Source organism: endosymbiont GvMRE of Glomus versiforme, assembly GCF_003546845.1.
On sequence record NZ_NWVA01000002.1, the window covers coordinates 515,697 to 531,555 of the forward strand.

Consider the following 15,859-nt stretch of genomic DNA (forward strand, 5'->3'; position numbering starts at 1 on the left):
AATCTAACTCCCACTAATAATCCATAAAATAAGCAATAGGGCCAGGGCAATTCAAAACAAACCCCGATAAAATGGTTCTTGTTCTCGGTAATAGTTAAATGGTTTAGTGGCTTGTTCTTGAGCTTTACCGCTATATTCATTTCACTTTTGAGAGGCTTGGTTTTCATACTCTTCAGTTTTTTTAGCAATAGGGGCTTTTACATAGTAATTTCATTGCTCAGAAGCTCATTCTTTTACAGTATCTTTAATTCCCATGATTTTTCCTCCTATTCATTAGCCAAATTCCTCCTCCCAATACTAAAAGAATTGTTCCTAGTAGTCAAGGGTTAATTGGTTCTTTATTAGTAGTGGTTGCTTTTCCTGGTTCTGGTTCACTTTTCGGTTTAACTTTATTATCTTTTAGGGCTTTTTGGTGTTCATTTTTCCAGAACTCTACTTTTTTATTAGTTTTGGTTAATTCTTCAGTATGGTTTTGCTGAGTTTGTTGGTAAGAGGTGATTTCTTTTTTAGCAGTGGTTAATTCTGTTTCTAACTTCTTTTTTAGACTAGTAAGATTTCAAGATTTATTAGTATCTATTCCTTGCTCTTGGGCTCATTGGGCGACTTGGTTTCATTGATTAGTTAGGAGAGAAATTTGCTTATCACTTAAATTAGTTTGGGTTTGGGTAGATTTAAGAGTAGGTTTAGACCGGGCTTGCTCTAATTTAACTTCTAATTCTTTAATCTGATTCTGGGCTTTCTGAGTTAATTCAGTGTTCTTTTGTTGGGCTAGGGCTAAGTTTTCATTAGTTTTTGTTAAATCTTTACGAATTTGGTCTAATTCTTGCTTAACTTTCACATAAGCATCAGTAGTTTTGTTTAAAGTTTGACTTTGTTTTTGGTTAGTTTCTTCTAACTTCACTAATTCTTGTTGCTTTTCTTCAAATTTAGCAGTTAAATCAGCTAAGAGCTTTTTAGCTTCTTTTTGTTTACTGAGTTTTTGTTTGGCTAGGTTGAATAAAGCAGTTTGTTCTTGTTCTAACTTTTCTTTTCGGGAATTAGCTAAAAGAGTGAGGGCTTTAACTTGCTTTTTGAGTTCTTTATTAGTCTTCTCTTGGGTAGCAATTGCTTGAGTTTTTTCTTTTTGTTCTCGGGTTAATTGCTCATTAAGATTAGTTATTTCTTGCTGAGATTGTTTTAAATTCTCGACTACTTCTTGCTTTTCTTGGCTTAATTTTTTGCTCTCTTTAATAAGTTGTTGGATTTCGGCAGTTTTTAGTTGATTATCTTGGATTCGCTCTTCAATTTGTTGGTCTTTATTCTTAATTTCCTGTTGATATTCTTTTTCTTTAGCTTGTCAGTTAGTTTCGGCTTTCTCTCGGGCTTGTTGCTGCTCTTTCAAAAGATTGTTAGCTTTCTCTAAGTTTTGTTTTAAATTAGCCAATTCTTGTTTTTGGTTCTGGATTTCCTTAGTTAATTCAGTTTTTTCTCCTTGGAGATTATTAGTTAAGGCTTGTTGATAATCTAGTTGTTGTTCTAGTTCTTTAACTTTTTGTTGGGTTTGTTGACACTGTAAAGAAAGTTGCTTTAAGTTTTGTTGGCTTTGAGTTTGGTTTTCTTCTAACTGGGAATTTAACTGACTAATTTTCTGACTAAGAGTTTGACAAATAGATTGTTGTTGGGTTAATTCTTCTTTTAACTGGTTTTTAGTTTCTTCACTGTTTTGTAATTTGGTCTGCAATTGAGCAATTAGTTGCGTGTTGGTTTGATTAGTTTCTTGGCTTTCTTTTAAAAGGGTTTCTAGGCGAGACAACTCAGTTTGAAACTCTGATTTAACTTTTTCTAATTCTTCATTTTTAGTAGTTAATTGTTGGTTAAACTGGGCTAATTGGGAAGCTTTTTCTTCACCAAGAGTAGTTTTTTCGTTTTTTAGTTGGCTGATTTGAGCTTGGAGAGCGGTCTTTTCTTGCCGTAAAGTGGCTAGTTTTTTTTGGAGAGCTTGGACTTTGTTTGTTTCGGTAGTTAGTTTGTTTTGAGATTGAAGAAGTTCGGTTTGGGTTTGCGTCAATTGCCCTTGGAGAGCAGCAATTTGTTGATTTTCATTCTTTAAACGTGTGATTTCTTCTTTTGATTGGGTGATTTCTTGGCGTAAAGTAGCTGTGGAAGTGCTAGTTTGGTCTCTTTGTTTTTGTAAATCTTGTTCTTTTTGGCGAATTTGGGCTTGAAAAGTTTTAATAGTTTGCTGGTTTTGAGCGTTTTGCGTTTGTGCCTCTTGCTGCAATTGGTTAATTCTGGTTCCTAAAGTTTGGGTTTTGTTTTTTTCTTGGTTTAATTTTTCGGTTAATTCTTGAATTTTGTTTTGAGAAGTTTGAGCGGTTTGCTGCTGAGTTTGAAGATTTTGTTGAAAAGGCTCTAAAAGGGCTTCAGTGGCGACTAATTTTTCCCCATAGGTGTCAATTTCTTGATTTAATTCGTTGATTTGGTTTAATAATTCGTTATAATTTACTGGCATAGTGGTGTTTTGATTTGATTGTTGTGCTCTCTCTCTCTCTCTCTCTCTCTCTCTCTCTCTCTGCTTGGTCTACTTCTTGCATTCATTTGAGAACATGTTTTTCATACTCATCAGGGTTAATTTTACTAACAACACTCTCTATTTCTTTGTGAAAACCAACAACTTCATGAGCACACTCGGCTTTATATGAGTAGTATGCATCAAGGTTATTTTTTTCAACTCATTCCTTAAATTCCTCCAAGTTATATTTAGTCATAATATTTTTCCTTTCTAGTTAATCAGGTGGCTAGTAAATAAACTGCGGCGAGCAAAATAAGGGGGGCATAATCTCACCAAAGATTGGTTACTGAGGTTTTTTTAGGTTCATTTATCCTTAATTCGGCAGCTCTTTGGTAATCATTTACTTGCTGATTTAAGTCGTTCATTTGCTGTTGGGTTTGGTTTAATTTATTCCTTAACTGTTTATTTTCAGTTTCTTGGCGGGTAATTTCTTGAGTGGCATCTTTGACAGTTTCTTCTAATTCTTGCTGTAGTTCAGTGATACGAACATTAGGGTCTTTTTTTAAGTTATCAATTTGTTTCTGGGCTAAGTTTAATCAATCCTGATTTACTGAATCTAATTGTTGTTCTTTTTGGTCTAATTCAGCAATGGCTTTTTGGAGATTAGTGAGATAATTCTGGGCAGTTTGCTGACTAAAAACTAACTCTTGCTTTAATTGGGTGATTTGCTGGGTTAAATTAGGCTGTTTCAGGGCAGGTTGGGAAAGAGTTCTTTTTAAGGGCTGGGGTGACAAAGGGGTTGAGGAAATATCTCCTGCTGATTTAGAGCGTTTTAGCTGACTAGGTTTAAAGTTTCCTTGGGCAAATTCTTGCTCTATTTCTTGGTTAAGTTCTTGGTTTTTAGTCATGGTTTTTTAATTCATTTATTTGTTCTTGTAAATGGTAAAGGTCTTTTTTTCAGGGCTTAGTTTCAGGAGCATTAGTGTTTCGGTAATAAAGGTAAATTACTAGCAAAGCAAGCAAGATTATCAGGATAATAGTCATATTATTTTCGGGTTTGTTTTAAATAGCAAGTTCAACAAATATCAATTAGAGGGCTAGGAAAGATGTATTTCTTGTGGCAAAAGAGGCAATTAGGCATTAGGGTTAGCAGGCTTAGTTTTCTTGACTAGTTGTTTCTTTACTTGGCTTAGTTCCGCTTTAAGTTGGTTGATTTGTTTTTGTTCTGAACCGTTCTTTTGTTCTAATTTAAGGGTTCGATCTTTTCAATGAACTGTATACCCGGCAAAAACAGCTAAAGAGAGTAAGTTGGTAAAAGCCAAGGCAATGGCTATTTCGCAACAAGTAATCATATTAAGTATCAATTGAAGCTACTATTCCTAAGCCTAAAGAACCAGTTATAAAAGCAATTCCTCTAAACGGACAAAGTCAACAGTCCTGGTTAGCACGGTGACCATGAAAAACCACATAACCAATAGCAGCAATGGCTGAAAAGAGCATTAAAGGTTGGTAATCCATACTATTTAGACTTAATGAATTCGCTTAGTCCTTCACCTAAGGTCTTATAGCCAACTTTGATTTTCTGAGCCGCTTTTTTTTGGTTGGCGGACATTTTAGCATTAAGGGCTAGGGCATTAGTTTTACATTCATGAGCTACTTGAGTGATTTTTTTAGGCTTAATGCCTTGTTTAGTTTGGTGACGCATACATTCATAGTATTCACAGGTGGTTTGGGCAGATTTGTTTTTAATGAGGGCGGTGTTTTTCTTAGGCTTAGACTTAGCAGGAGTGCGGGAAACAGGTTTTTTAGTTTTCTTAGGTTTGGTTTTTTTTATTTGGGGCATATTATTCTTGGGTTAGGTCTTCAAAATAGCTGGGGTCATAAGAAGCAAAGTTAGATAAATCAGCAATTAAGGCTTTGATTACTAGGCGAATATATTCAACGGATATTTCTTGGGCTAAGTGCTCTTTACCATAGTCTTCTTCTTCAGTGTATCGGTTTTCAATATCGGTTAATAGGGTGCGGTAATCCACATCTTTATGTAAGAATAAACCAGTGAGTTTTTGCTGTTTATCTTCATAGCGGTAGGGCTCAGTGATAAGTTCAATGTTAGGAAGGGGAATGTTGCCGGTTAAAAGCTGATAAATCTTTTCTTGGCTTAATTGGTCCACTTCATCTCAAAATTGTTCTTGGATTTCTTCTTCAGTAAGGCGTTTAGGCTGGGAGCGAGTGTTTTTAATTGCTTTGCTTTGGTTTACTTTTGGCATTAATCTTTCTTAATTCATTTAGTGTAAGCGTAAGCAAGAGCAAGACCGGCAATTATTCCGATAGCGAGGTAAGTTATTTTTGATTCTTTAATGTTTTTTATCATAGTGTTTTAGTTTAGTGCTGTTTTGGGATTAGCACAAAAATCCTTTGCGTTGGAGACTGTTGAGCAGAAAACGAGTGTCTTTTTTTAAATAGCGTTCAGTGGTTTGAAACTGGGAGTGACCAAGGAGTTGTTGGATAGCAGGAGGCTCTAAGTGAAAATCATAATGGAGAATAGAAGCAAAAGAACGACGGAGAGTGTGGGGAGTAATCTTTCAGGACAGGTTTAATTTTTGGGACTGCTTTTGGAGATATTTTCAAATAGCTATGCGGGAGATTTTAGTTCACTGGTCAGGTTCTTTTTTTTGGCTTTTTAGGGCAATGTAAGGGTTATTCAGCAGGTTAAAAACTAAACGTTCTTTTTGGCCTTTGCCGTAGACTACAAAAGCAGGCTTATCTTCTACGAGTTTAGTTTTTCAGGTGAAGTTGATGGCTTCACTGACTCGGAGACCAAGATAGCCCATTAAAAGGATTACTTCTTTAACTTTATCGGTTCTTTTGGGGAGAGAGAGGTGAGAAGGAGTTTGGCAGAGAGTGGATAATTGGGAAAGGGTTAAAACTTGTTCGGTTTGTTTTTTCATAGTGAATTTGTTAACTAGGAAATGTTAACTTAGTGGGAAGGAGGAAAAAGGGCTTTTGTTAACTTAGAGACTGTTTTTGGTTAATTTCAGGCTAAAAAGTTAACAATATTGGCTATTGTGTTAATTTTTTTTTTGCTGGGGAGAGGGAGAATTAGGAAACCAGTATAATGAAAATAATTTTTTAGTAATCCCAAATTAGGCCTGGATTAAAACGTCGCATAAAGAAATGCTAAACTAATTTTTTACTCCCCAGCAATTCTAGCGCACAGTCTGAATCTTAAAAGGCAACAGAGTTAGAGAAGTATTGAGTAAAGTTTCTACTGTTTGTTGGATTAGGAAACCACAAGCTACGGCTAGAAGTGAGCAAAAGATTAAACTTCCGGTGGACATTATCAACCCCCTCCTAAATAATGGTTTAATTGTCTAAACTGTCCTGCTCCAGTGTGAACTCAATGGCGAAAGTAAAAACCTGCTATTAGACAGAGAGTGAATCAGATAAAGTATTTACTCATTAATACTCATTTTCCTCCTCGTTATCATCATAAGTATGGCGGAAAGTAATTGGGTTTTCTTTTTTGCTTTTATAAAAGGCTATAGCATAAGGGATTAGTAATCCTGCTACTATGCCTATGGCTAAGTATTTAAGGTTTTTCATATTTCTTTTAGGCTGAATTGATTAAAATAAAGTCTTGTTCTGGTTGGCAAGTGTGATAAGGAAGCTTTTGCTGACTTAACTCATAATTCCAGTAAGCATTACCGGCTTGAATTAAGACTTGTTTGGTAGGTTCAGCATACTTAGGAATAATGGTTAATTCCGGTTTAATGAAGCTAGCAAGAGAGGCAGTGCGAGAGGTTATAGTTAAGCCAATTATGGCATATTTAAGTATTTGATATTTATTCATGATTTAGTTATTTTGGATTGCAGGTAATGTCTTTCAGGTAGCTAAAGCCACATTTAGGATAAGGGTTAGTTTTCACTAGCGGACAGGCTTGATGTTGGATAATGAAACTAGGAAGAATGATTAGGAAATTGGATTGAACTAGGTCTTGATGAGTGATAGTTTGTTGGCATTGCGAGCAAAGGAGAATTATTGGAAGGGTTAAGGTGGGTTTTATGATTACTGGCATGTTATTTCGCTAAAAGTTTCTCACCAAATTCTTGGGGTTTGAGGGCAACTACATAAGGCACTAAATAACCCACTAATCCTCCTAATACTAAGTATTTTCACTGAATACCAGGCTCTTTATCTTTTCAAAAGAAGACTAAGGCTAAAAGCAAGAATACAGCTAGCAAAATAGCAATAATGGCTTGCTGAGTGTTGGCTCCCCGGGCAAAGTTTTCTTTTAAGAGTTCTTTATATTCAGTGCTTTTGGTTTCTATGGTGGGTTTGATTTTTTCATCATAAAAGTTGCTTAAAGCTCCTTTGAAATCAGGTAATCCTCAAGTCATTAGTTATTAGCCTCCTGTTTTCTGATATAGTGATAAACAAATATTCCCACTAGGGCAGTGGCTATTAGAGCATAAGTGATTAACTGGGCAGTAGGGCTTTTAGGCTGAATAGCTTGTAAACTAGTAGCTAACTGATTAAGATTACTAGGCACTGTTAATTGTTGCGGTTGCTTCACTATTGGTTGAATTATTGGCATAACTTTCTTTTATTTCAGGTGAGACTGGTTCAGAGGCTTTTTGGTTCTGGAAAGCTTGGGCTTTGGCTTGTCGCTCTTGAAACTTAGTAACTTTGTCTATTGTGCTTTTGGGATAATCACTTAAAGGTTTGTTTTCTTGGGCATAAGGAGTTCAGTAAGGTTCTGGTTTATAGTTAGGCTTAGGAGTGGGCTTAGTTTCCGGGGCAGGCTTTGTTTGATTAGCAGGCTCCTTGGGACTTTCACTCTCATACATCTCCCTAAACTTTCAGTAAACTGCTCCTCTTTTATCTAAGCGTTCAGTGCCGACAAATTTTTGTTCAGCAACTTTAAGAATGTAAATGGTTTGGCCCTCTTTAGTGTCTTTTCAGAGCAGGATACGCATTTTATTAGGGTCAATTAGGTGACATTGGCAAGTGACACTAGCGAGCAGTTGAGGCTTTTCTTGGAGGAGTTGTTGTAATACTTTAGTGATTAGTTCTTCGTTGGCTTGATGGATTAGTTCAGGATTATTCATAGTAGTTTAGAGGAGTTTAAGGACAGGTGGCAAGTTTTTAAGTTTTTCTAATCTTCTTTCTTGGCAAATAATTTACCAGTTACTTTTTGGATTAAGCCGGAGTTATAGATAAAGTATCCGACGGCTAATCCAATCGCAAACATGGCTAGTTTACCAGTGGCTCAAGATTTTAATGTTGATTCTTCGTTGTTCATGGTTTTTTATTTTTTCAATTGGACAATAGCTAAATAACCAACGCTGGCTAAAACGGCAATGACCGAAACGCCGACTATGGCATAGGCAAAGGAGGTTTTAATGTCTTCCCGATAGAGGATTTCTCCCCGACGGACATTAAGGGAGGGATTTTTAAGGTTTTCTTGATTTTCTATTTGGGGCATAATTTTTTAGGGTTTTTCTTTTAAGTGTTTTTCAATTTGGTTCAGGGTGGCTTGGATAGCTTGTAAACAGGCTAAAGTTTGTTGTTGAGTTTGAGTGAACTCATCAATTTTAGTGATTAAAGGTTGAGTGTTAAGGTTGAACATATTAATAGGTTTCAGTTTCTTGGTAATGGCGTTCTGGTTCAGGCTGAGGGCGAGGATTGAATTCTAAGCTTTTTTTAGTTTCAGTGGCTAAGAGGCGAAAGGAGTTATTAGTGCTGGTGATTTGTTGGCTTAAATTGGTGAGTTGGGAATTAGCATTATTTTCTAAGCTTTCAATACGAGCAAAAATTTGTTGTTGGCTGTTAAGCAATTGGGTGAAACTGAATTGAATTTGCTGTAAAGAACTCTGGATTTCACCAATAGTGCCAGTCATTTGGGGGATTTTTTGTCCCGTCATGGCTTCTAAAGCAAAGGGTATTCACGGAACTATTTGCATTAGGGAAGGAGGCAAGGAGAATAAGCCTTTTTGGGCAGGTTGCTGGGCTTGATGGCTTTGTTCACTAAACTGACTTTGGCTTTGCGTGCTTTGGAATTGAGCTTGATTATCAGTAAACTGACTATTTTGATTAAAGCTATTTTGCTGAGTGAAAGCTTGCTGATTAAGTTTTGGCATATTATTGGGCTAATTTTGTGATGGTTTCTAAAGCAAAAGCTAAGCTTCCAATGAATGGTAAGTAATTAGTAGCATTCTGTAATCAAGTAGCATCTTTGATTTGGGAACTAAATCATCATAAAGCTAAGCAACCTAAAGCAATCACTAATAATCAATGTCTTTTTTCTCATTTTCATTTAGCAGAGTATGGGCTGGTTTGAGAAGAAGTTGCTTTTTTTTGTTGGTTTAACATATTTAGCGATTATATTTCTTTTCTAAGGCTTGATTGAGGGCTTGTTTAAGTTTGCTACTAGGAGTGAATTTAAAGCGATAAAAGACATAAGCTTGACCACGAGGCTTTTTTAAATAACTAGTAGTTTGCCCTTCAGTCTTTTTTAGAGAACCAAAGGAACCTAGTGTTCCGATTTGAACAGTTTCATTAGTTTTGGCTTTTATTAGGCGGGTAAATAAGTCTTGGGTGACAAGGGAATAGGCTTCTTTTATTTCAGATTGAGTGTAATTCGTTTTTGTTGGCATATGGGTAAATATAGCAATTGTCGACTAATTTCTATAGTTTTCTTTTTAGAGATTGGGTGAATGCCTGAAGGGCTTTTTTTGTTGTATACAACACGGGGACAATAATGCATACAGAGATTTTAGTTGATTTTTGGTGATGAGAATTTGGAGAATTTTTTGTTTGTCATTTTTTGACGTTTGAAATCAGGATAGTTAAAGAATGTCTGTTATCTATTATTCTTTAACTAATTAGGTGGTTGACATTTAGGGGTTTTGTTATCTCATGAGAAACGTCAACGTTTGACTATAACCAACTCCAATTCTTAAATAACGCTTCGTAAGTAAACTTACTATGCTATTATACTAAGCCAAAATAATATACTAATGTATATTTAAAAGGTAAAAAGGGCTGAAACTAGGCTAAAATAGGGCGAATTTGAAGGCTGTTCTTTCCCTGTAGAGTTGGTAAAAAGATTAATAAGAAAAAGACTGTTCTTTCTCTAGGTAAACTTAATTAAGACAATAAAACTTTTCTTTTCCTTGCTTGGCTGAACGTTCTCAGCTTATTCATACTATTACCTAATCACAGAGCTATGGCTGAACCAAGTTGTTTTCAGTTCCGTTCAGGATGGTTCAATTGGGACATCCTTTGCCAATTAGGTTAAAGTTGGGTTCTACGGTTAATTAAGTGGTTTCAAAGACTTTGTTATTCTGAGAATAACTGTTCTGAGGGTAATTATTCCCTCAAAGGAACCAGCAATAGATTAATAGACAATAAAAACTTCTACTCATGTTTTTATTTGTTTTGCTGGCTCCAATCAGGGAGTAATTAAAAGGAGGGTTTACATATTTCCTCGAAAGGCATTATTTACCTTCTCCTTTCACTTGTTCTCATTTCTGTGTTTGCTTGTTTCACTCTCAGAGATTAGTTATTAAAGGAGGAGTTTTTTTGCCCGCACAAAGATAACAAATAGCTCCTAGAGGATTGATTAATAAGCGTCCTTTTAGGTGGTCTTTGGTACCAATTATTTGCCAAAAATCACGACAGATTTGGCATTCAATTCTGAGATTAGACATTACTTCTCTCCTCCTTTACTTACTGCTTTTCAAATCAAGCATAAACATTCTAAACAAAGTAAAATCTTTTTTCCTAATTCTATTTTCTCTCCTTGGATAATGGCTTCAATTGGCTTGCGATAAACTAAAATTTTCTTTTTATTTCAGCATTGAGAACATTCTCCTTGATTAATTTCAAGTTCAATAAGAGGACGTTTGATTTCAAGAGTGTAGTATTTAGTCATTATTTCCTCCTTTCAAGCGGTAATAATGAGCTTCTTGTTTATGCTTTTCATCTTTACACTGCTCATTAAGCACTACTAAATATTCCCCGCAAGTTGAACAGAAACCTTTAGCAAAATCTTGTTCTTCTTCTTGTTCTAGTTGTTGGTTAAAACAGTCTCAAGAGCAATAGTAAACACTACCAGCATATTGACGACCATACTTTTGGGCATTATTAGGTGGGTTGTTTATTCCGACAAAAATTTCTTTCACTATATTGTGGGAACCTTGGTAATGTTTTTCCTCAATTCATTCATTTACTGGAGGCTTGACTTTTAGGTTTTGACAGACTAAGCATTGTTTTTTATTCATGCTTGTTCCTCCACTTTCCATTAATCTTTTCCACTTCATCTTTTGCTGTGAAAGTGAAGATTAGAGGGTATTCTCGGGGTAAATCTTTGCGGTAATAAGTAAATCAAGGGGACTCTTGGTCTTTATAGAATGCCCGTATTTTTGTTTCATAGATGGTAAAAGATATTCAACCCTGCTCTAACTTAAAGCCTTGACTTCCAAAGCTGCCTGTGAAGGTTCTGGTTTCATCTATTTCATTTCAATATTCTCCCTTTTGGTAAGCTAAGATGTTTTCGAGATAATTAAACTTGAATTTAAGCATTTTCCTCCTTTAACTCTTGCCAGTTGTGTAAAATAAAACCATTTTTCTTCTTTTCAGCTCGGAATAAATAACGCTTATCAGCATAGTGGCTATTAGTGATAGCTCTCCAAAGAGTTTGGTTCACTAAATTAGAGTAAACAAAAAAAATGTGAGTTTCTTCATTTTCCGCTAAGACTTTCAGCCGATAGTAAAGATTGCCGTAAAAAGGAATGCGTTTATCACGAACTTCTTTAGGTTGTTTAGAGATGATTTTGCCGATTAGTTCGGAGAGGTTTTTAGTCATTATAGTTGTTCCTCCTCACAATTAGAGCAGGGTTTATTTGATTTTCAAGGTTGAAAGAAGTTCTTTCAGCCTAATCATTGGTGGCATTTGGGACAGTGGTTATACATATTTACCTCCTCAGTTTAAAGGCATCTTGCCTTTCTTTACTTGCTTTTGCTGGCAAGAATGGCAAGTGTAAATGAAATAATTGTTGCCATTGAGGTGAAACTGATTATCTATTCATGCTCGGCCACAACCTTCGGAAACAGGCTTTTTAGTTCTTATGGTTTTGATAGCTAAAAAACTAAAAGGGCTTTGGTTGGTTTCCATTACAATTGTTTCCTTTCAATGGTTCTGTTTCTCTGGATAATTAAGGCTTGCTTAGTGAGCTTTTTGATAAGTTTTTTATAGCGTTTGTGGTTAAGAGCTAAATTACGAGAATTTTGCTGTTTAACGGGAATATTATCAAGCTGTGTTTCTAGAGCTTTTAACTGGTTTTGGTGTTTTCTTTCTAGGTTAAATGGTGCTGATTGAAGAGGCTTTTTCTTTGGTTTTGGTTTAAATAAGCCTTTAATTAAGGTTAAAAAGTTAGTCATAATCCTCCTCTTCTTGGCTTTCTCAGTCATCCATTAGCGAACACAAGCCCGGTTCTAGGACAATTGGGTCGCCAAATTCGTCAAGTTGCTTTCCGGTTTTGTCTTCTAAGAGCTGGAGAGTTTCTTTTAATTCTTCAGCGAGACTATAAAGGGTGTCACTGTTTCAGTTTTCCGGCTCATCAGAATTGAGGATTCGGGCTTCATCAATTTTATCTAGCAGTTGGCTTAGTTTATTGAGTTTCTTCTCGATTTGTCTTTGGAGTTTTTTAGACATGGGAGACCTCCTTTTTTACTTCACCATCATAGAGGTAAAGGGTCATGGTTCTCTTGTTTCATTTTCCTAAATAAAGGCTAGTGCAACCTTCGCTATCTCCATAAGTGCTTTCTCAATCAGTTTGAATCTTTCCGTTGGCTATTCTTTGACCCAATTCTTTAAGTAATTGTTCGTCTGAAAATACTTCAAGTGGATAACTATTTGCTCTATAACAACTAGTGCACCATCCACGTCGGAGAGTAGGAGTTGATTTACTGCATTGTTTACATTTCATGCTAATTATTGACCTCCTGAGGTTTTAAAGAATGTTTTTGCTGATAATGTTTTTCGATGTTTTGGCTATTGGCAGTAAAAGTACAGCCATAAAAACAAGGTATTTGTGGTTTAGTTAAAGCACAGATTTTACATTTGCGGGGTGGTTTACCAGGAAATTTAATTCAGCCGCTGCCATCACCACATTCAGAACACTGATTTTGTGCGTATCTGTTGCCATTTATGGCACAATTACGGCAATAATCATAATTATCTTGTTGGTAGCAAGTGAAATATTCACTACAGCCTGAACAGGATTTTTTTATTCTTTTAGGCATTTTTTGCTTCCTTTCGTATTTAGCCGTTGAGGTTCGTGGTCGGCCAACACCCCGTTTTGGTTTATTTCTTGTTCTGTTTTCATACTTTTTGCTTGGCACCATTTTACAGTTGGTGCCAGAACTGTTGGTTGCCTTCATCAGAAATAAAGAGTGATTGGGCAAGCAGGCAACCAGGAGGGGCAGATTACTCTTGCTGTCAGAAACAAGTAGCTTCATCCTTAAACTCACCCAGGGTCATGTGTCTTTACATCCTAGCTCCTCCTTCTTTTTGCCATGGGGCATGGTAAATTAGATTTCAGTGATTTAGGTAAGCATTTCTTGAGTTTACTGGGTCAGAAAAACGAGCATCGGAGAAGTGTTGTTTTTCTTCAACATCAAGAAACTCTTGGGCTTGGTTATCGAGATTAAGGATAAATTCTTTGATTAAAGGAGCGGTTTCTTTGGCAAAAGAGAGGTGGAGAACGGGTTTTTTTTGGAAATGGTTGTAATCTAATTGGTCACATTTGGAGCCATTTTGAGGAACTTTTGGTTGTTCTAAGGGTAAATTAGCGAAAGTGGCTTTTTTACTCAGTAAGAGGAGACTGGTTATTAGGTATTCTTGGAAATCTTGAGCCTTATCAATTACTACTAGCTGGCTAGAAGTATTTTTAGATATAGCTAGCTGTTTTCTAAGCTCAGTTTGGCGGGAGAGATTTAAGATTGGTTGCGTGTTTAAGGAGTGATAATATAAACGATAACTTCGCTTGATTATGAGGGGTTTAAGAGAGTGTCCAATTAGGGTTTCATTAGTGCGATAGTAATAAGTGTTATTTTGGCGACGGAAAATGTGTTGATTATGGGCTAAGTATTTGCCTGTTTCTTGGTCATATTTAGAGTCGTTGATTAGAATGGCTTCTCGGGTTTCATACTCATAGAGGTTTTTGAAGAAACGATAGGTTTTATTCTTGTTTTGGAGACCGTGTTGCTGGTAAAGATTACGGAGATGGAAAGATTTAGAGAGATATTTGGCTAAATATTGGCTGATAGTTTTGCGTCCAGTAGAGCGACTTTCTACTCTGCCTCAGGGTCAGAGTTTAGAGATATAAGCCCGACAGTTCCAGCAAGATTTAAAGTTTTTGCTTAGAGTGCAGTTGTGGCTGTATGGCACAATTGGAGTGCTTAAAAAGTGAAAGTGTCAGTGGCCATTTTTTTGTAATTCCGCAATTACTACTCATTTTCAGTGTTGAGGTTTGAAGGTGTGACGAACTTTACGGAGGAATTGGCTTAAAACTTTGCTAGCAGAGTGCCAATTACTGGCTATTTCTGGGGAGGTTTTGAGGATTTTTACTTTTAAGGGTTCGGCTTTAGGGTCCAAGGTTCTGGCTCATTTGGTTAATCAAGGGAGCTTGTTTTGAAGTGGCTCTCAGCAAGGGTCTTTTTGGCTTCAGTTAGTAGTGAAAGAATACAAGTTCTCTTGGGTAGTGTTGAAAGTGAGAGTTAAGAATAAAAGTGGTCTGTTTTCTGTGGTGCCTTCAAAGTTGGCTTCTATTTTATCTTTAAAAATGGTGTGGAGACGCTTTTCTTTGCTGGAGAATAGGGCAAAGTAGTGGCAGTTTTGGGTGTCTTTTCGGCAATCTGTTAGTGGAGTTGGCTTGGTTTGCTGGGGTTTATCTGGCTTAGATTTATCTTTTAAATAGAAAGATTTGGCTGAATTCTTGGAGAGAGTGATAAAGGTTCTTTGGGTGCTTTCTATTTGCTTAAAAGAGAGGGTAAGGACATTGAAATCTCTGTGGTCGCTTTGGAGGAAGCGGTGGAGGTCTTCTTTAGATACTTGCTTGATTTTAGTTAATGCGTCCATGAGGATTTTTGGATCTTTTCAATTTGATTTTTTTAAACTTGTAGTTGTGTTTGCATTAAAATATATATTATGACAAAAGATGATAATGAAAACAACAATCTCTGTGCAGCAGCAGAAGCAAGTGAAGAGGATAACCAAAACACTGCTACTGCCAAAAAAGAAGAAAACAATACTGCCACAGCCAGTGACAATTCTGCTAGCAGTAGTGAAACAAATAATGCAGGCACAGCAAAAGAGGAAAAAGGCAGTGCCGAAGTTAAAAATGATAGCAAAACAACACAAGCAGCAGACAATAATAATTTAGCCGCTCAAAAAGAGGAAAATTCGCTTGAAAAAGTTGTAGATAATGCCATCAAAGAAGTAGAAAAAGTTTGAAAAGAGGCTAAACTCACTTCCTCCGAAACTGATATATTAGGTAAAGATTGAAAAAAAGAGTTTGAAAACAAAGACCAAAAGGCTATTGACGAGCATAAAAAAGAATTAATTAAAAAGATTACCGAGACAAAACAAAAACAAGGAATGTCTTCTTCATCCCAAGAAAATACGTCTTCGGGAAATAATGAAAAAGAAAATACTTCTTCTCCTTCATCCACCACTGAAACATCAAACGAAAATTCAGCATCAACAAGCCCAAGCCAACCAAATCAACAAACCGAGAATAATGAAAACTCACCAACCGATAAGCAAAATTCTCAACCTAGCAATTGGTCAAATAGAAATAGTGATGGCCAAGAATGAACTCCTGAATTTAAAAAAGAAGTTGAAAAAATTGATTCATCACAAGTAAACTCAGTAGAAGAAGCCAAGAAAGTTCAAAACGCTTTAAGCATAGCAGAAAAAACTCTAAATAGTCAAACCTTTCAACCAAATTTAGTTACTAAATTACAAGAAATTAAGGATGCTGAGCCAGATACTTATCGAGTAACTAAAAACCAAGTAGACCAGGCTATTCAACACTCAAAAAAATTACAACAAAACCAAGGAACTGTTGATAAACAAAACGTAAATACTAACCAAGAAAATAAAAATAATAAAGAAAGTGGTTTCACGACTGGGCAAAAATTAGCTATTGCTTTCGGAATTGTTGGCGGAGTTGTTGTTTTAGGATTAATTATTAGCCGACTAATAGAATCCAAGAAAAAAAGCGAATAGGAAGATTTTAATAACGTAAAAGAAATCTTAATAAGGAAATTTTTACACGTATTCAAAAGCCTTCGCAATA

Annotated in this window: 35 protein-coding genes; 1 reads left to right on the top strand and 34 read right to left on the bottom strand. The window is 36.0% G+C overall.

The window, feature by feature from the left end; all coding sequences use genetic code 4:
• Positions 1 to 3: 3 nt before the first annotated feature.
• The 34 genes from GvMRE_RS06300 to GvMRE_RS06430 all read right to left on the bottom strand — a co-directional run bounded on the left by GvMRE_RS06300 (position 4) and on the right by GvMRE_RS06430 (position 14,637).
• Positions 4 to 255 carry a hypothetical protein gene (locus GvMRE_RS06300; RefSeq protein WP_147410394.1) on the bottom strand — a complete coding sequence of 84 codons (252 nt, stop codon included), beginning with the start codon at positions 253 to 255 and terminating at the stop codon, positions 4 to 6.
• The gene (locus tag GvMRE_RS06305) at positions 245 to 2,491 is read right to left on the bottom strand and encodes a hypothetical protein (RefSeq protein WP_147410395.1); all 2,247 of its coding nucleotides are present in this window, start codon (positions 2,489 to 2,491) and stop codon (positions 245 to 247) included. Before GvMRE_RS06305 ends, GvMRE_RS06300 begins: the two co-directional genes overlap by 11 nt.
• Positions 2,475 to 2,747, bottom strand: coding sequence for a hypothetical protein (locus GvMRE_RS06310; protein WP_147410396.1), 273 nt, complete (start codon positions 2,745 to 2,747; stop codon positions 2,475 to 2,477). Before GvMRE_RS06310 ends, GvMRE_RS06305 begins: the two co-directional genes overlap by 17 nt.
• Positions 2,740 to 3,399 carry a hypothetical protein gene (locus GvMRE_RS06315; protein ID WP_147410397.1) on the bottom strand — a complete coding sequence of 220 codons (660 nt, stop codon included), beginning with the start codon at positions 3,397 to 3,399 and terminating at the stop codon, positions 2,740 to 2,742. The genes GvMRE_RS06310 and GvMRE_RS06315 overlap by 8 nt, the downstream gene beginning before the upstream one ends.
• Positions 3,392 to 3,535, bottom strand: a complete 144-nt coding sequence (locus GvMRE_RS13620; RefSeq protein WP_172575242.1) for a hypothetical protein — start codon at positions 3,533 to 3,535, stop codon at positions 3,392 to 3,394. Before GvMRE_RS13620 ends, GvMRE_RS06315 begins: the two co-directional genes overlap by 8 nt.
• A gap of 89 nt (positions 3,536 to 3,624) precedes the next feature.
• Entirely contained in the window at positions 3,625 to 3,843 is a 219-nt protein-coding gene (locus GvMRE_RS06320) for a hypothetical protein (RefSeq protein WP_147410398.1), read from the bottom strand.
• A 1-nt stretch (position 3,844) separates the two neighbouring features.
• Positions 3,845 to 4,009, bottom strand: coding sequence for a hypothetical protein (locus GvMRE_RS13625; protein WP_172575294.1), 165 nt, complete (start codon positions 4,007 to 4,009; stop codon positions 3,845 to 3,847).
• A gap of 1 nt (position 4,010) precedes the next feature.
• Positions 4,011 to 4,334: a hypothetical protein gene (locus tag GvMRE_RS06325; protein ID WP_147410399.1), complete on the bottom strand. Its 324-nt coding sequence runs from the start codon at positions 4,332 to 4,334 to the stop codon at positions 4,011 to 4,013.
• A 1-nt stretch (position 4,335) separates the two neighbouring features.
• Positions 4,336 to 4,758 carry a hypothetical protein gene (locus GvMRE_RS06330; RefSeq protein ID WP_147410400.1) on the bottom strand — a complete coding sequence of 141 codons (423 nt, stop codon included), beginning with the start codon at positions 4,756 to 4,758 and terminating at the stop codon, positions 4,336 to 4,338.
• Positions 4,759 to 4,890: 132 nt separating this feature from the next.
• Positions 4,891 to 5,439: a tyrosine-type recombinase/integrase gene (locus GvMRE_RS06335; protein WP_147410274.1), complete on the bottom strand. Its 549-nt coding sequence runs from the start codon at positions 5,437 to 5,439 to the stop codon at positions 4,891 to 4,893.
• A 389-nt stretch (positions 5,440 to 5,828) separates the two neighbouring features.
• Entirely contained in the window at positions 5,829 to 5,951 is a 123-nt protein-coding gene (locus tag GvMRE_RS14355; protein ID WP_281267944.1) for a hypothetical protein, read from the bottom strand.
• A complete protein-coding gene (locus GvMRE_RS13630) occupies positions 5,951 to 6,094 on the bottom strand; it encodes a hypothetical protein (RefSeq protein WP_172575238.1) in 144 nt (47 codons plus the stop codon). Before GvMRE_RS13630 ends, GvMRE_RS14355 begins: the two co-directional genes overlap by 1 nt.
• Before the next feature lie 7 nt (positions 6,095 to 6,101).
• Positions 6,102 to 6,341 carry a hypothetical protein gene (locus tag GvMRE_RS06340; protein ID WP_147409904.1) on the bottom strand — a complete coding sequence of 80 codons (240 nt, stop codon included), beginning with the start codon at positions 6,339 to 6,341 and terminating at the stop codon, positions 6,102 to 6,104.
• A 7-nt stretch (positions 6,342 to 6,348) separates the two neighbouring features.
• Positions 6,349 to 6,567 (bottom strand): hypothetical protein, encoded by a 219-nt coding sequence (locus tag GvMRE_RS06345; RefSeq protein WP_147409903.1) that lies wholly within the window; start codon positions 6,565 to 6,567, stop codon positions 6,349 to 6,351.
• 1 nt (position 6,568) lies between these two features.
• Entirely contained in the window at positions 6,569 to 6,889 is a 321-nt protein-coding gene (locus GvMRE_RS06350) for a hypothetical protein (RefSeq protein WP_147409902.1), read from the bottom strand.
• The gene (locus tag GvMRE_RS06355; protein ID WP_147409901.1) at positions 6,889 to 7,086 is read right to left on the bottom strand and encodes a hypothetical protein; all 198 of its coding nucleotides are present in this window, start codon (positions 7,084 to 7,086) and stop codon (positions 6,889 to 6,891) included. Before GvMRE_RS06355 ends, GvMRE_RS06350 begins: the two co-directional genes overlap by 1 nt.
• Positions 7,034 to 7,600, bottom strand: coding sequence for a hypothetical protein (locus GvMRE_RS06360; protein WP_147409900.1), 567 nt, complete (start codon positions 7,598 to 7,600; stop codon positions 7,034 to 7,036). The genes GvMRE_RS06355 and GvMRE_RS06360 overlap by 53 nt, the downstream gene beginning before the upstream one ends.
• Positions 7,601 to 7,647: 47 nt before the next feature.
• Complete coding sequence (locus tag GvMRE_RS13635) at positions 7,648 to 7,794, bottom strand: hypothetical protein (protein ID WP_172575237.1); 147 nt, start codon at positions 7,792 to 7,794, stop codon at positions 7,648 to 7,650.
• Between the two features lie 6 nt (positions 7,795 to 7,800).
• A complete protein-coding gene (locus tag GvMRE_RS13640; protein WP_172575236.1) occupies positions 7,801 to 7,977 on the bottom strand; it encodes a hypothetical protein in 177 nt (58 codons plus the stop codon).
• A 6-nt stretch (positions 7,978 to 7,983) separates the two neighbouring features.
• Complete coding sequence (locus tag GvMRE_RS13645) at positions 7,984 to 8,121, bottom strand: hypothetical protein (protein ID WP_172575235.1); 138 nt, start codon at positions 8,119 to 8,121, stop codon at positions 7,984 to 7,986.
• Position 8,122: 1 nt separating this feature from the next.
• Positions 8,123 to 8,632 (bottom strand): hypothetical protein, encoded by a 510-nt coding sequence (locus GvMRE_RS06365; RefSeq protein WP_147409899.1) that lies wholly within the window; start codon positions 8,630 to 8,632, stop codon positions 8,123 to 8,125.
• Position 8,633: 1 nt separating this feature from the next.
• Positions 8,634 to 8,864, bottom strand: a complete 231-nt coding sequence (locus GvMRE_RS06370) for a hypothetical protein (protein WP_147409898.1) — start codon at positions 8,862 to 8,864, stop codon at positions 8,634 to 8,636.
• Between the two features lie 2 nt (positions 8,865 to 8,866).
• On the bottom strand, positions 8,867 to 9,148 hold the full coding sequence (locus tag GvMRE_RS06375; protein WP_147409897.1) for a hypothetical protein: 282 nt from the start codon (positions 9,146 to 9,148) through the stop codon (positions 8,867 to 8,869).
• 843 nt (positions 9,149 to 9,991) lie between these two features.
• Positions 9,992 to 10,204, bottom strand: coding sequence for a hypothetical protein (locus GvMRE_RS06380; protein ID WP_147409896.1), 213 nt, complete (start codon positions 10,202 to 10,204; stop codon positions 9,992 to 9,994).
• The gene (locus tag GvMRE_RS06385) at positions 10,204 to 10,428 is read right to left on the bottom strand and encodes a hypothetical protein (RefSeq protein WP_147409895.1); all 225 of its coding nucleotides are present in this window, start codon (positions 10,426 to 10,428) and stop codon (positions 10,204 to 10,206) included. Before GvMRE_RS06385 ends, GvMRE_RS06380 begins: the two co-directional genes overlap by 1 nt.
• Positions 10,421 to 10,777, bottom strand: coding sequence for a hypothetical protein (locus GvMRE_RS06390; protein WP_147409894.1), 357 nt, complete (start codon positions 10,775 to 10,777; stop codon positions 10,421 to 10,423). Before GvMRE_RS06390 ends, GvMRE_RS06385 begins: the two co-directional genes overlap by 8 nt.
• Positions 10,770 to 11,078, bottom strand: a complete 309-nt coding sequence (locus GvMRE_RS06395; protein WP_147409893.1) for a hypothetical protein — start codon at positions 11,076 to 11,078, stop codon at positions 10,770 to 10,772. The genes GvMRE_RS06390 and GvMRE_RS06395 overlap by 8 nt, the downstream gene beginning before the upstream one ends.
• Positions 11,071 to 11,361, bottom strand: a complete 291-nt coding sequence (locus GvMRE_RS06400) for a hypothetical protein (RefSeq protein ID WP_147409892.1) — start codon at positions 11,359 to 11,361, stop codon at positions 11,071 to 11,073. The genes GvMRE_RS06395 and GvMRE_RS06400 overlap by 8 nt, the downstream gene beginning before the upstream one ends.
• Positions 11,362 to 11,460: 99 nt before the next feature.
• The gene (locus tag GvMRE_RS06405) at positions 11,461 to 11,670 is read right to left on the bottom strand and encodes a hypothetical protein (RefSeq protein ID WP_147409891.1); all 210 of its coding nucleotides are present in this window, start codon (positions 11,668 to 11,670) and stop codon (positions 11,461 to 11,463) included.
• Entirely contained in the window at positions 11,670 to 11,936 is a 267-nt protein-coding gene (locus tag GvMRE_RS06410) for a hypothetical protein (protein WP_147409890.1), read from the bottom strand. Before GvMRE_RS06410 ends, GvMRE_RS06405 begins: the two co-directional genes overlap by 1 nt.
• Positions 11,929 to 12,210: a hypothetical protein gene (locus GvMRE_RS06415; RefSeq protein ID WP_147409889.1), complete on the bottom strand. Its 282-nt coding sequence runs from the start codon at positions 12,208 to 12,210 to the stop codon at positions 11,929 to 11,931. Before GvMRE_RS06415 ends, GvMRE_RS06410 begins: the two co-directional genes overlap by 8 nt.
• Entirely contained in the window at positions 12,203 to 12,484 is a 282-nt protein-coding gene (locus GvMRE_RS06420) for a hypothetical protein (protein WP_147410401.1), read from the bottom strand. The genes GvMRE_RS06415 and GvMRE_RS06420 overlap by 8 nt, the downstream gene beginning before the upstream one ends.
• A 1-nt stretch (position 12,485) precedes the next feature.
• The gene (locus GvMRE_RS06425) at positions 12,486 to 12,800 is read right to left on the bottom strand and encodes a hypothetical protein (protein WP_172575295.1); all 315 of its coding nucleotides are present in this window, start codon (positions 12,798 to 12,800) and stop codon (positions 12,486 to 12,488) included.
• Between the two features lie 244 nt (positions 12,801 to 13,044).
• The gene (locus GvMRE_RS06430; RefSeq protein WP_147410403.1) at positions 13,045 to 14,637 is read right to left on the bottom strand and encodes a rolling circle replication-associated protein; all 1,593 of its coding nucleotides are present in this window, start codon (positions 14,635 to 14,637) and stop codon (positions 13,045 to 13,047) included.
• Positions 14,638 to 14,706: 69 nt separating this feature from the next.
• Here GvMRE_RS06430 and GvMRE_RS06435 point away from each other — a divergent pair, with 69 nt between their 5' ends.
• Positions 14,707 to 15,789: a hypothetical protein gene (locus tag GvMRE_RS06435; protein ID WP_147410404.1), complete on the top strand. Its 1,083-nt coding sequence runs from the start codon at positions 14,707 to 14,709 to the stop codon at positions 15,787 to 15,789.
• Positions 15,790 to 15,859: the final 70 nt, after the last annotated feature.